This is a genomic window from Spirochaetota bacterium (genome assembly GCA_038043445.1).
Classification (GTDB): Bacteria; Spirochaetota; Brachyspiria; order Brachyspirales; family JACRPF01; genus JBBTBY01.
This window is the reverse complement of sequence record JBBTBY010000076.1, coordinates 1-14,316: the sequence shown is the minus strand read 5'-3', so window position 1 is coordinate 14,316 and position 14,316 is coordinate 1. Positions and strand designations below refer to the sequence as shown.

Below are 14,316 nucleotides of genomic sequence, written 5' to 3'. Positions count from 1 at the left end.
CCGTATGAGGAAAGACCGAAGCGTTCCATCAACGATTGTTGGTAGGGGAGGATGAATTCCCTGAACATGTCGGGCGATATGCCGAGCGTATCCTGCGCCTGCGCGCTCCCCCATACGTCGCGGAGACGCACCGGCATTCCCGGGCGATGGTCTTTCTGCGGGAGTTCGTCCGTATACGCAATACCGCCCGAACCGACATAATCATCGCCATTATTGAGCCAGAGCAAACCTTCATGCTCAAGATATTCGATGTAGCGCGCATCCTCGTTCATGAGAAAACGCATAAGCTCGTGGAGCAATTCCGGAACATCGTACATCGCAAGTGAATAGTATTCCACACCGAGGAGATGCACCGCACGCGGCGGGGCGGACATCGAGAGCATGAATTTCGACCATGGACGCGGCGTGATGATGTCGCCGACGATATCGTGAGCGATCTCGAATTTCCTTTGCCATGCAGCTTTATCGAAGGTGAAATCACAGGGTTTCAGACGCGGGATATCCTTCGCAAGATCCTTTATCGGCGGCTCCCAGACAAAGCTCCCGCGGTTAGCGCCATGCGTATGCTTTGCCGGAAAGCCCACATCGCCGCGCCACATGCCGAATTCAATATCGAGGAACGGTTCGATGACATTGTCGTCGTTGATGACCTCATGCATATAGATGCGCTGTCGGAGCGAATACTCCCATCCCCGCAACAGCGCATCCTCGCACTCGCATAGTGAAGCGGGGGCTATCTCATCCCATGCACCCTCGGGGAACGACAGCACAAGCGGGCGTTCGCCCTTGAGCGCATTGTGCCGGTACCAGAGCCGTCTGCGCTCTGCCATCACGGGGAGCGTCGATATCTCCCGCACCCTCCCCGCAAGTGTTCTGAGGACATTCCTCTCTTTCGAAGAAATGTTCATGCCGTCCAGCTCCCAAAGCCCAAGGTGTTTCGTCGGACATAATCTACTGAGAAGACGGACAAAAGGCAAGATGTTTGAAAAAATATCGTACGGCATGGCAGCGCTGTTATGGTATGTAGAGACATCATTTTCGTGCTCACTTTGTCATTATTCGATATTGACGCATCAGCCGCGACAGCGTATAGTGAACGGGACGATATTCCGCAACATCGGAAGGAGATCATTCCGGAGGGATAATGCTGAAACAGATCATTTGCGGCATCCTACTCCTTGCATTCACTATCGTTTTTCCTGAAAGACTCGCGGCGCTGACCATGCGCGTAGATCAAACATCCGGAGTACCGCGCATCCTGAAGAACGGCAGCCCCATACGCAGCCGCATCTTTTACGGCGACCCGCAACATTCCATGCCGTTCGCATTCGGCGCAGGCAAGTCGATATCCGGGACCGTATTCGCCATGTACTCCGAGCCCGACCGCGGCATGATGGTGTTCACCTTCGGAAATAAGGCGAGTGAGATCATCCTTGACGATATACGCGTAACCGATGTTGAGACCGGACGCGAAGTGATAGCCCTGAGCGATTTTGAACAGGGGCAGGAATCCTTCACCCGCGAATGGAAGTTCTGGCCCACCGATGCGCAGAACACGGTCGGCACGGTGGCGGTGGTGCCCGGTGCGGGGCGCGACGGCTCGGGCGGGTTAAAGATAACGCTGAAGGACCCGCCGAATGGGAAATGGCCTGCCTTCAATATTCATCATGAAAAGTTATCGATCGAGGGCGGGCATCAGTATCGCGTGGAGTTCTGGGCTCGCGCAGAACCAGAACAGAAGGTCAATATTCGATTCACCCGTCCGGTAAGCTGGAATACGCTTGCCGGATCGTTGGACCTTTTTATCTCGCAGGTAAAGCTTGCCGCTACTGCCGGTGTCGACATGGTGTCTTTTGAAACGACTTTGCCGTGGCCCGAACCGGGCAAACAACCGGATTTTAATGGATATGATAACCTTTTCAAGATCATACTCGAGGCAAATCCGAATGCGCTCTTAATTCCGCGCATTAAAGTGAATAATCCCCCGGAGTGGTGGGTGAAGGCGAACCCCAATGAGATGATGCGCTGGGAGGGTGAGCGAGCGCAGGCCCGCGACTTGCGTTCATACGCCTGTGTTGCCTCAAAAAAATACCGCGCCGATGCGGCGAAGCATCTCACCGCGCTCATTACCCATGTGGAAGAACGTTTCGGCGAGCATGCCGCGGGATATCATCCGACGGGGCAGGGAACGCATGAATGGTATTTTCCCGAAGCCACCAGCGCATTGAACGGATACTCACTTCCTGAACTTGCCGCATGGCACGACTGGCTTACTGCCCGCTACGGCACGGATAGAGCCCTTCGAGCTGCGTGGAGCATTCCGGATGCAGCGATCGTTTCTGCGGCAGTGCCGACATCCGGAGATCGCCGCGCATCGCCCGGAGGGATATTTCGCGATCCGAAAACCGAACGCGCCGTCATCGATTTCACCGAATTCCAGAGCCAGATGATGGCCGATTGCATACTCGATTTTGCCCGCGTCGTACGAACGTCAACAAAAGGGAAAAAGCTTTCGCTGTTTTATTATGGCTACAGTTTTGAATGGGGCTACTCGCGTTTGGGTCCCGGCTCATCCGGTCATTATAAGATGCGTCATGTACTTTCGTCACCGGATATCGATATACTCTGCTCGCCGATGTCATATCAGGACCGCGCTTTGGGCGGGAGCTCCACGGTAATGACGGCAGCCGAAAGCATCTCATTAGCAGGGAAAATGTATCTGAATGAGGACGATACGGCAACGCATCTGGCGCCTGTCCGCGATGATCATCCCGTCTGGAAAGTGCGGGCGAACAGTGTTGAAGAATCGTTAGCGATTATCATGCGTAATCTATCCCAGGCCTCGCTTCGCAATTTCGCACAGTGGTGGGTGGACCTCAGCGCGGAAGGTCAGTTCAATGATCCGAAGATTTGGGATATCGTCGCGCGTATGCGTGCGGTGGAAGAGCCGATGATGAATAAGTCCATGCCGTTCCGTCCGTCGGCAGCCGTGGTCATCAACGAAAGCAGCATGATGCATCTTGCCGCAGGTGCGGATATTGTCGGGCGCCCCGGTGTCTACGAATCGCGCGCTGCTATCGGTCGAATAGGCGTCCCCTATGGCCAATACCTCATGGACGATGTGATCGCCGGGCGTGTGCCGGCGAAACTGTATGTTCTCATGACACCGTGGGTGCTTACCGCGGAAGAACGCCGCGGGCTTATGAAAGCGATTGCCGGGAGCACGCGAGTATGGTGTTATGCACCCGGATATATCGACGGGAACCGGACTTCACCGGAAGCGATGCGTGAATTGACCGGGTTTTCACTCGTTCAGGCAAAGCGGGTAATGGCTTCTACCACCGAGCGCGACCCGCTGCAATGGCCGGAGCGCTGGCATGTCTTCGGGCCGTTCTCAAAAGCTGACGGTACGCCGGACAATGCCGATCTGGCACACATTCCGGATACACTTCGCATCGGAACGCATCGTGAAGAGACGCGCATTGTCGCTACGAACGGGAATTTCGATTATGCAAAAATATTCGCAGTGATACCAAAGGACGGTTTGAGCGCGTATGCGTTCGCTGAAGTGGAATCATCGACGGAACGAACCGTTCAGTTCAATGCCGGTGCCGACTGGTGGATGCAGTGGTGGGTGAACGGGGAAAGTGTTTTTGATACCTTGGCCAAGGGGAATGGTGCGGCATCATTAGGGATACAGAATCACAGCTTTCGAGTGAAGTTGAAAGAAGGAAAAAACATCATCGCCGTTCGTGTTGCGAGCGGCACTGGCGGGTTTAAGCTGTTTTCAGGAGGGCCCAATGAGCTCGATGAACTTAACCGGGAGATGAAAGCATTTGCCGAACCGACCGATGCGGGGCGCAAGCTCGGGCTTATCCGTGCGTTCGGCGTCAATGCACCGATAAAGCCGTTCTTTACGGCGGCTGATGCCAAACCGGAGGAAACACTTGCCGTATACCCGGACGGATCGGCTGCCATTGCGATGCGGCGTACATCGAACGGAATATCGCTCTTTGTGGGCGTGCCCGGCCTCACGCCGGAGCTTATGCGTATCGCGGCGCGTGCGGCAGGATGCCATCTCTACACCCAAGTAGACTGCAATGTCTACGCCAACGGACCGTTCGTGGCACTGCATGCGGCTGAGGATGGCCCGCTGGATATCAATATGGGCCACGATGGACCTGTGTACGATGTCATGACCGGAGAGATCGCAGGAACGGGACCGCATATGACGCTGCCCATTAAGCGCGGGGAGACTCGGCTGTTCCGTCTGAGGGAATAGGGTACGTTCGCGCTGTGCCTGTCGAGCTAAAGCGCAACGATCCCTTTCATATAGGTGGCATCTCCGGCAATAATGGTCTTCATCAATTCCGGATACGAATGCAGAGGAACACGATGCGTGATAAGCGCTGATGTATCGAAAACCCCATTTGCGATGAGCCGTATCGCGGGGATATACAATTCCCGTTTTGCCGCCGACGGCGAGGCATTGATCACGGTAAGTCCTTTCATATGCCAATTCGAGAAATTGAATTCAACCGTTTGCTTGAGCCAGCCGAAGAGATTGATCGTTCCGCCTTTTTTGACGATGATGCCTGCCAGTTCAAGGCCGCTTTTACTCCCTGATGTTTCGATAACGGTGTCTATCTCCATTGCCGCTAACGTTTCCGCAAGATGAGCGCAGCTTCTGTTGTATACTTCATCTGCGCCGAATTCCTTCGCCCGTGCAAGTTTCGCGTCATCAATATCCACCGCGATGATCGTATCGGCAGGGGATTTTTTCAAGCCTTGCAGCATGAGCAAACCCATGAAACCGGTGCCGATCATGACGATCCTGTCCCCGGGTTTTACTGAACAATGGTCGATACCGTTGACGACGCAGGTCACCGGCTCTGCGAGCCAATGCTCAAGCGAAAGGCTTGTTTTCGGGATTTTCCGGCTCGCGAGCGCTGGTATTTTTCTCAGGCTTGAAAACCCGCCGCCCGCGACTATATCACCGACCTCAAAACCCTTCACGCCGGGGCCCATCTCTTTCACAAAACCTACGGCTTCATGTCCCGGGGGCGCGGGTACTTCCATTTTTTTTCCTGATCTGCAGGTCGCGATATCCCATGAACAGATCCCGCATATGCCGCCTTCCACAAGAAGTTCTCCGGGACCGACATCGCCGATCTCTTTCTCTTTTATGGTTATCTTCCCGTTCTCGTCATAGTTTGCGGATTCTGTTCTCATGATCGTTCCCTCTCAGTATGTGCCGTGGATGCGGGCCGTTTCTATCATCGCATAGATGTTCTCGTCGGGGGTGTCGCGTCCGCATTGGTCTCCCGTGGAGAGAATAAATCCGCCGCCCGTTGCTGCGTCATCCATCGCTTTCCTGCATTCACGCTTGACATCGTCAACCGATCCGCGGAGCATGACGTCGGTCGTGTGAATATTTCCCATAAGACTTATCTGCGAGCCGAATTCTTTTTTCACAGCGGAAAGATCGCAGTCGCCCATCGGCGGTATTTCCAGCGGATTGATGCTTGAGAGTTCGCTTTCGTTCGCGGCTATTTTTACGAACTCGTATTCCGGCCCGCAGCAGTGCACCTGCGACGGTATCCCCGCCTCACTGGCGAGACGGGTGACGTCCTTAAGTGTGTTGAGCGACAGATCGCGGAATATCGGTTCAGGGTTCATGATCATATGACCGGATTGGCCGAGAAAAAGAAAATCGGGTTTTGCCTCGAGTATCGCCTTTGTCCGTTTTACCTGAGATTCACGTATCTTGTCGCATCGTTCGATGAACGATATCTTGTCGTCATAATATTCATACACGTTGCTTTCTTTCACCGATATTCCCGGCAGCCACGCGGATATGCCGACTACCCCATCCTCTCCCATAAGACGCTTAGCCTCATGAAATGCCGAAAGGCCTTCATAGGTCGTTTTTCGCACTACATCCTCATAGTCGGTCGGCGCTGCGGGTGTAAGTTCGATCTGCTCAAGGGAGACATTCAGTGTCGGGGGATTATCGATATAATACACGTTCGCCGTGTTCGACCATTGCATCTTCCCGTCGATGGTCGCATGCATGCGCGTGTAGATGCGCTCGGGTGTGCGGAGCACTATCGCCTCTGCCCATTGCGGTCGCGAAAGCCGCCATTCGCGTTCGTAGTCGAATTCGACGGGCACGGCGGGAAGCCAGCCGTCGAACCCGAAATGCTTTACCGCATTGATATACGCTTTCCATAACGGGATCTCCTGGAACAGATAGATGTCCCAAAACGGTTTTCCGGTGAGTCGGCAGGGTATCATATTCGACATGTCGGGCGCCACCGGCACCATATCCGGTTCCTGATTGTTCATCGCCGCTATCATCCGTTCTTTCGATGTCATATGCCACCCCGATCGAGTGATTTGATTTCATGGCGGACATATCGTCCGTTCATGGACATAGAATACGCCGAACCGGCACTATCGACTACCAGCATGTTGACATCGGTAACACTCCATTGATAAACGATCATTTCCTGCGTGTTTTCATTGAATTTGTTCCGTTTTATCCATGGTTTTCTCATTTCGTACATTGTATGCCGACGGGGTTGTGTACTATACTATTCACAGTCATCAGCGGGAGTGGACCATGACCTTGAGAACAATAGCAGCTCTTATCATGTCGGCAGCCGTTGCATTTTCTGTTCATGCCGAGACAAGACCCGTGATCGAATTCCTTTTCGACGGATCGCTCAGGAATACAGGGACTATCGGCGGCACGGGCCTGTTCTCAAATCCTGTGCCGGGAGAGGAAGCGTGCTTCGGGGAGGGCATGATCAATGGCTGCCTCGATCTTACCCGCACGAAAGGAAGCGCCGCCGATAAAACGGTCAACCACGGCGGTGCTGTGGCGATAATAGCGAAGGAGCTTGCCTCTGCAACTGCCGTGACCGTTACCGGCATAATCTATCCGTCGGCGGTTGACGATCTCCCGCGGCGTATTGTATCGTGCTCTCCGCTCTTTCAGGTATATGCGCAGGGCGGGAACCTCGCCTGTGCTGTCGCGAATGCAAAGAATGAGACGAAATGGCTTTCGCCGAGAATAGCCGCGTCTGCGAATGCGCCGGTATATTTCGCGGTGAGCATCGATTCATCGGCGAAAGTATTCTCAGCATATCAATTTACCGGGGCAAAGCTTGTGAAGACAGCGGCAGAGATCGATCTGCCGGCTGATGCCGCCGCGGGCGCAAAGATAGAGATAGGCAATCTGAACGGTCAGCGCCCGTTTAAGGGCTTTATCGATAATGTGCGCATCTACAATTCCGTACTTCCGGAAAGTGATCTTGCGCAGATAATGAAAGCGGACACGGACGATTTCGTTGTACCGTCCATTCGCGCGGCGGTCTTCCCGCTGAAACCAGCATTCGAATTTTCGGACAGATTCGATCGATACGCGGACCGCGAGGCGCTGATAAAGAAATATCTTCTGACCGGCATCAACTGGGCGCCGACACAAGCAGGCCTTGTCCTTAGATCCGCGCCGGACAATACCTTCGCCGTACTGCGCGATGAGGAAAGCGCGGAGATGACCGTATCGGCAGTCATGTCCGTGCGTGAGTCGCCGGGCGCAACGTGGAGAATGATGGGCCCGGCCGTATATCTGAACAGCGAGAATTATTGGACGACGTTTTTTCTTGCGTATCCGGACGGGAGCAAGCACAGTGTCGGTCTCGGCATGCGGCTTGATAATTCCTGGCCCTCTGAGCAGAAGCTTACACGGACAAAAGCGACACCCGGATTCGCCTGGGAATGGAATACGCCGTACCGTGTTTCCATTACGATAAGCGAGAGCAATGTCAGCGGCCGCTGCGAAAAAATGGACGGGGGTGTATGCTGGGAAACGGCGTATGCGCTCTCCGGCTCCGCGGTAACACAGGGCAGGGCTGCGATGTTCGCGCGCTCTGTCGATGCACGAGTGAGCGATTTTTCGGTGCGTGCACAGAGCGTTCTGCCGCGGACACAGCCGGTATCGCGCGCCTATGCACGCCCGGGTATCGCGGAGATAGCGAGAAAAAAGACCGGTTATTTCCGCACGGAGAATATCGACGGGAGATGGTGGTTCATAGACCCGAACGGGAACGGATTTCTCGCCGTGAGTGTCGATCAGCTTCGATTCAATGACGGCAAAAGCCACAAGCTCGGGTATTCACCCGTGCATCGCGTACGAGAAGCGAAGTACGGGTCGTCGAGGCAATGGGCGGATAGCGTGATATCCCGCATGGACGACTGGGGGTTTTCCGCTGTCGGGATAGAATCGACAGCGCTTGCGGAAGCGAATATGCCGTACACCGAATGGCTTAAGATGGGCGATACGTTTAGCTTCATCGGGGATGAATACAACATCGTCATTCCGGAGAATTATCTCCCTCATCCCGGCATGGCGTTCCCGAACGTGTTCCACCCGGAATTCCCGGCGCATTGCGCCATTGTCATGGACCAGCGCACCGAGCGCTTCAACGATCCGTATCTCATCGGCTATTTCATCGATAACGAGCTCGGCTGGTTCGGTGATAAGCGCGTGTATCGGCATCAGGTATCGTACGGATTGTTCGAGCATGCGATGAAGAAGCCTCCGACGCATACGGCCAAGCTTGCGCTCATCGCGTATCTGAAAGGGAAATACGGCGATATCCGTGCGTTCAATAAGGCATGGGGTGCGGACATCGCGTCATTCGAGGCCATCGCGCCGATGAAGGAGCTTTTCGGGAGCAATGCGGAGCAGGTAAAAAAAGATAAGGACGGTTATGTACGGCTTGTCGCGGAGAGATATTTTGCGATAACCACCCATGCGATACGCAAGGCCGACCCCAACCATCTGATACTCGGCTGCCGTTTCGCCGGCGTGAACAGTTATGTCTATGAAGAGCTTTACGATATTTACGGCAGATACAGCGATGTAGTTTCAATAAACTGGTATGCGCATGCGAATGTCGATGATGGATATCTCTATGAACCGATACCGGGATACGGCGAATATCGCGTAGCCGACTACGCGCGCTATATCGGTTCGCGGACGAAGCGCCCGATGATGATAACCGAGTGGTCGTATCACGGGCTCGATGCGGGATTGCCCTGCACCTACGCCGCGGGACAGCGCGTGAAGGATCAGACTGCGCGGAGCAAGGCATTCTCGATGTTTCAGGAGACCATGTTCTCTCTCCCGTTCTGCATCGGCACCGTCTGGTATAAGTGGACGGACGATCATCCCGACGGCGGGCAAGCGCCGCCGAATCTTTCCGAGAACGGCAATTACGGGCTTGTCAACAGCAATGATGAACCGTATCCATTGCTCAATGCGGCGGTGAAGGAAGTCAATGCGCGCGTGTTCGATCTTCATAAGAGCACTCCGCTTACCGGACCGATGATAGGTCCCATAACAAGCGCAGGGCCGCCGACAAAAAAAGTATATCTCGCGCCAAAGAGCGGCGACCGTATAAAGGACCCCGGGAACAAGGGGGCAGGCGAAGGATATGCCGACTCATCGTACAATGATGATGCATGGAAAACAATGAAATTGCCCGGTCTCTGGGAGCAGGAGGGATTGATGATCAACGGTGCAGTGTGGTTCCGCCTGCGCGTTACGATACCAATGGATTGGGAAGGAAAGGATATTCTTCTTTCCCTCGGGACCGTCGATGATTATGACATCGCCTATTTCAATGGAAAAGAGGTCGGCGCTACTGATGGGAAAACGGCTCAATGGTGGACGCACAAGCGTGCATATCCAGTACCCGGGGACAGAGTGCAGGCAGGTGATGCTGTCATTGCCGTGCGTGTCTTCGATGACTTTTCCGGCGGCGGCATCACCGGGCCCGAGGGCATCATGAAGCTTTCGCGGAAGGACGGTGGCGGGGAGATAAAGCTTGGCGGGGAATGGAAGTATAAAGTCGAATTCGAAGTGTCGGAAACGGTCGGTCCGTAGCACAAAACATCGTACGCCGGTGCTCCATGATAGCTTCCTAGTCCGGCATCGGGAACTCGCCCTCACCTTCACCCTCGCCCTTATACGTGCGTGTGAACCACGGGAAGTAAAGCGGCGGTTCGGCAGCGCCCGGCGAAGCGAAGCCGCGTGTTCGAAAGAACAGATCGACGCCTTGTGATGACTTTCCTGAGAATCCTGCATTGAGTATTTCCGGATCGGGGAGCGGAAGCATGTCGCCAAAGCGCGATCCCCGTATGCCGGGGTTCATGACCCGGGAATGTTCTTCCCACGTTCCTGATCGCTTCCAGTCCGATAGCGTCGTATACAGCTGATTCGACCAGCTGATGACCGCTGCTGGCGGTGTGTTTGTGGCTGTTCCGTCGTTCATATTCCAGAATATGTTATAGTCCGAGCGATACCCTTCGGCCACAGGATCTTTGAGCGGATCCTGTTTGCTGCTTGTGCCCCAGACGGAGGCATCGAGTTGAACTTTGGAATTGTGTGCCATGATGTTATTGAAGATCGTAAGGTCACGCAGGGAAAAGTCCTCTCCCCCCTGGTCTCGGTCCAAATATCGGATAACGATGCCGGATATATTATTCACACAGGTATTGTTGGCTGCCGTTGTCTTTGCGCTTTCGGCGATAAGAATGCCGGTTGTGTTCCCCATCGAGACATTGTTCCGTATGAGTATGGGTCCGTGATTCACTTCGGACATTATGCCCGCCATGTGATTTCGTACAGTCACGCAGTGCTCGATCACGCAATCGATATTTTGATGATCGAACCAAATTCCTACACCGCGATTGAACTCTGCGCGGATTCGCCGCGCCACAACGGCAGTGCCGCGCATGACCTTCAGTCCGCCTGCGTGGTGACTGAGCGTAATGCCCTTGGTGTTATTATATGCTATGTGACAATCTTCCAGCAGCGTTCGGGAAACCCCGCGTGCATCGATAAAAGGGTTCCCCGTCGAGATCCCCATATTCCCGTTGTAATAGGCGCGCACATTTCTGATGATATTGAAGTGCCCCCGGAAGGTGATGCCCTCAAAGTTGAAACATGTCGTGATGGAGTCATAGATGCCGTTCAGTCCCCGGATCAGCACGCCCTCAGAAAGAAATTTTTCGACGCGTAAACCGCGTATGGTAACATAGCTCCCGCGTACCTCTATGCCCGCGCTGCGCATCGATGCTTCTACCGTCGCTGTGTTCGGGTCTACGCCGTCGGGCAGCTTCACATAGCACTTTTTTTTCTCGCGGTCGATAGTAAAGCTTAACGCAATGAGATTCGCGGTATCGTCCGCTTGTAAAAGGTCCTGACCGTTGATCCAGAGGTGATCCCACCAGCTTCGCATCCATCGTTTGTAATAGGTATACGGCGGCTTATTATTCTGGAAGCGAGGGTCGTACTCGGCATAATCCTTCCAGTGCGCTTCGAACCCGTCTTTCACCCAGAGATCGCCCTCTTTGCGCCAGCCTCTCACGCGGTCGGCACCGGTCAATACGACATCGTTCTCCTCTCCCGGATAACCCATGATGACAAGCGGTGCTTCAATGCAAATGCCTCCTTTGTCCACAAGTACCGATTCCGGATACATGCCCCGACGCACGATGATGCGGGTATTGCCGTGCGCTTTTTTGACCGCGGCGCTTATCGTTGCAAACGGTCGAGATGCATCGCCTTGATTTTGATCGTTCGCCTGCGGATGGCTCTTATCGACATAGAGAAGTTCGGGTAGCTCGCGCTGCCGTGCTGCGAACTGCTCCAGTATCCTGCGTCCCTTTTCCGGCGCGCCGCCCAACACTGCCGCTATCGGTTCGGTCTCATCGATGTCGGATCGAGGCGCATAGAGGGTTGCGTCAGGGAACGTGTCGAGCATCTTCGCATCCCACTCCGGGATAAGACATAATTCCTTTACACGCGCGGCGCTCAACGCTCCTGAAAACAGAACAGCGCCCAGTACGGAAAAAGCAAAACTCTGCCGTCCGACCGTGGCAAAACTTTCAGGGTATTGCTGTGCCGGAAGCGTTATGCTTCCGGGAAATGGCTCGCCGTTGACAGAGCAGGTGTATTTTCCTTTTTGCCAGGCGATGATGATCGTGTAGATGAGCGATAACGCAGGGGCGGGCGTAAGGATATGACGCTGCTCAGGGAATCCTTTATATACGAAATGCCACTCGCCGTTGGCACGGGCGGATATCCAGATATTGCCGATATTGGCCACTGCCTGAAGGTCCAGACGCGGCAACTGAACGCGAAAAGCAATGGTCCCTTCTCCGGCGGTATAATAGTGAGCTGAATCGGTAACAGTAAAAGGCACAAAAATACCGCCGGGACAGGGGCGGGGGAAATAGAAGGCAGTACGCGGCGCACCGCTCCCGGTATGTACGCCATACGGATTGAACAGGAATTGAGGCGCATCATCCGCATATGCCAACGCGAAGATGCCGATGGAGAGGAATAGACAGGCGCAATGTCTCATGTATTGACTCCTCGACGACTGACTTGGTAACGATGTATTCTCATTTTAAGTATACCCTATTTTTCAAAGGACGACTATCGCGCAAAAGCTTTGTATTATCGTTGTTGTGCTGTGTATGCATTGTATCCCGCTTGCTTTCTATTATAATTGATAACCGTCTCCACCATCGCCAGATACTGCGGATAACACACGCCGCCTTTTCCCGCCATGAACGGCGATGCGGTCGGGCTTACCGCCAAACCTTTGTGGTCATCAAAGCAGTCGCGGATAAGCGCTTCTGTCTGGACGCGAATATCATTTGGAGATTTCTCATACATATCAGAGATCTGAATATTTCCCTCCAACGCGACGCGTCCCTTCAGCGCCACTTTCGCTTCGGACGGTGTGATATCTCCCATCGGCGGTGCTTCGAAGCAGTGAAATACATCGGCTCCGAGCGCATGGAATCCGTCGATCACTGACTTCACGCTGCCGTGGCAGTGAACACTCAGCCGTCCTCCCGAATCATGTATGCGATCGGATATGGGTTTGTCATAGCGTACATTGAAATCGAAAAAATCGTCGCGCCCATGCAGCGGCGGAGTGATATATTCCTGGCCGGAGCAATTGAAATACGGTCCGACACCTTGTTCGATAAGAAAATCAACAAGCCTGAGTTTTATCGCAAGTTCCCGCTGCATCAACCGGTGCAGCATGTCCCGATTCAGTACCGACTGCAGGGCAAATTGTTCCGATCCGAAATACGCCGCCACCGTTCCCCCGGGATTGCTGCCGATGTTCGCGAGGACGATGCCTCGATCACCCACCATCTTCCGCAGCCTGAAATATTCGGATACATTGCCGCCGACCTCCGGCATCGGCATTTCTAAATATCGTTCGGCATCTGCGGCGGTTTTCAGCGTGTAATTATTCTCCGATGCTTCGGTGTCGGAGCACGAACTGCATGGAACGTTGTGCACGAGGGATGATGCATGCCATGGTTCGACCCAGTCGGCGCGCTCGGTCATCAGCCGATAGAGATCATCAAGCGATGGGTCATCACGAAATCCCCACCAGCGTATTATGACCGCCGGTCTGTCCATTTCCTCGTGGTAGAAAAGTCGGCGCAGCCGTTCGCGTGAATTCATTCCGGTATTGAGGCCGCTCATTATTTTTCCCCGCAAGGAGGAATATCATGGAGATATACCCCGTCCGCGATAAGGGTCTTCTGCAGAGATTTCGCATCGATATGCGCCATGTCGATATTCCCCTGCATGGCCAGCGCCGCGGCGGTACCGACACCCTGCCCCATGACCATGCAATGCGTCTGCACGCGCACCGATGCAAGACCCTCATGCGTCGCGGATGCGCATCGTCCGACAACGGCGAGATTGGGGATGTGTGCGTTGAGGCTCATGCCGAGCGGAATATGATAACTCTCCCCGGCTGGCGGCATAGCCCCCGCTTTCTGATCCGCCCATGTCGTGTGTCCGCTCCCTTTCGGGTCATGAATGTCCACCATCCAAAAACCGTGACCGACGGCATCCGGTTGTTTTTTCGCGTTGACCACCATGGAGGCATCGAGTGTTTTCAGTCCGCGGATACGGCGTGACTCGCGAATACCGAGCCAGAACGCCATCTGTTCTATTTCGACCGCTTCGAAACCGGGCATTTCTCGGCGCCAGAACTCAGCGTACGCGGCGACCTGACGGCGTGCCTGAACAGAGAGCCGCGTCAATTCCTCTTCATCGAGGGGATTGCCTGACACCGGGCACATGTTATAGGATACATCGTGTAAGCGCGGGGCATGCAGGTATGAATCTGCCGCAAGGTCCATGAATGGCGGGAATTGTCCCTGTGCGCGCAGCTCTTTCATCCGAGCGAAAACCCTGTC

8 protein-coding genes are annotated in these 14,316 nt (G+C 54.3%); 2 read left to right on the top strand and 6 right to left on the bottom strand.

Annotation, left to right across the window (positions count from 1 at the left end):
- The coding region (locus AABZ39_12335) for a hypothetical protein (GenBank protein ID MEK6795562.1) at nucleotides 1-908 on the bottom strand (908 nt) is incomplete at its 3' end.
- A gap of 236 nt (nucleotides 909-1,144) precedes the next feature.
- Here AABZ39_12335 and AABZ39_12330 point away from each other — a divergent pair.
- Nucleotides 1,145-4,282: a beta-galactosidase gene (locus AABZ39_12330; protein ID MEK6795561.1), complete on the top strand. Its 3,138-nt coding sequence runs from the start codon at nucleotides 1,145-1,147 to the stop codon at nucleotides 4,280-4,282.
- A 26-nt stretch (nucleotides 4,283-4,308) separates the two neighbouring features.
- On the opposite strand, the gene AABZ39_12325 is transcribed toward AABZ39_12330, so the two are convergent.
- Together AABZ39_12325 and AABZ39_12320 are read right to left on the bottom strand one after the other, a co-directional pair.
- Nucleotides 4,309-5,232: a zinc-binding dehydrogenase gene (locus AABZ39_12325; protein ID MEK6795560.1), complete on the bottom strand. Its 924-nt coding sequence runs from the start codon at nucleotides 5,230-5,232 to the stop codon at nucleotides 4,309-4,311.
- A gap of 12 nt (nucleotides 5,233-5,244) precedes the next feature.
- The gene (locus tag AABZ39_12320; protein ID MEK6795559.1) at nucleotides 5,245-6,378 is read right to left on the bottom strand and encodes a uroporphyrinogen decarboxylase family protein; all 1,134 of its coding nucleotides are present in this window, start codon (nucleotides 6,376-6,378) and stop codon (nucleotides 5,245-5,247) included.
- 247 nt (nucleotides 6,379-6,625) lie between these two features.
- Between AABZ39_12320 and AABZ39_12315 the strand changes: the two genes are divergently transcribed.
- Nucleotides 6,626-9,958, top strand: a complete 3,333-nt coding sequence (locus tag AABZ39_12315) for a LamG-like jellyroll fold domain-containing protein (protein MEK6795558.1) — start codon at nucleotides 6,626-6,628, stop codon at nucleotides 9,956-9,958.
- A gap of 37 nt (nucleotides 9,959-9,995) precedes the next feature.
- Here the strand turns inward: AABZ39_12315 and AABZ39_12310 are convergent, their stop codons facing one another.
- The 3 genes from AABZ39_12310 to AABZ39_12300 form a co-directional block, all read right to left on the bottom strand.
- Nucleotides 9,996-12,443 (bottom strand): right-handed parallel beta-helix repeat-containing protein, encoded by a 2,448-nt coding sequence (locus tag AABZ39_12310; GenBank protein ID MEK6795557.1) that lies wholly within the window; start codon nucleotides 12,441-12,443, stop codon nucleotides 9,996-9,998.
- A gap of 95 nt (nucleotides 12,444-12,538) precedes the next feature.
- Nucleotides 12,539-13,591: a hypothetical protein gene (locus AABZ39_12305; protein MEK6795556.1), complete on the bottom strand. Its 1,053-nt coding sequence runs from the start codon at nucleotides 13,589-13,591 to the stop codon at nucleotides 12,539-12,541.
- Nucleotides 13,591-14,316: FAD-dependent oxidoreductase (locus AABZ39_12300; GenBank protein ID MEK6795555.1), on the bottom strand; the 726-nt coding region annotated here is incomplete at its 5' end. The genes AABZ39_12300 and AABZ39_12305, both read right to left, overlap by 1 nt.

Coding starts and splice junctions, on each gene's coding strand:
- AABZ39_12330 (MEK6795561.1), top strand. CDS start 1,145: ATGCTGAAACAGATCATTTGCGGCATCCTACTCCTTGCATTCACTATC.
- AABZ39_12325 (MEK6795560.1), bottom strand. CDS start 5,232: ATGAGAACAGAATCCGCAAACTATGACGAGAACGGGAAGATAACCATA.
- AABZ39_12320 (MEK6795559.1), bottom strand. CDS start 6,378: ATGACATCGAAAGAACGGATGATAGCGGCGATGAACAATCAGGAACCG.
- AABZ39_12315 (MEK6795558.1), top strand. CDS start 6,626: ATGACCTTGAGAACAATAGCAGCTCTTATCATGTCGGCAGCCGTTGCA.
- AABZ39_12310 (MEK6795557.1), bottom strand. CDS start 12,443: ATGAGACATTGCGCCTGTCTATTCCTCTCCATCGGCATCTTCGCGTTG.
- AABZ39_12305 (MEK6795556.1), bottom strand. CDS start 13,591: ATGAGCGGCCTCAATACCGGAATGAATTCACGCGAACGGCTGCGCCGA.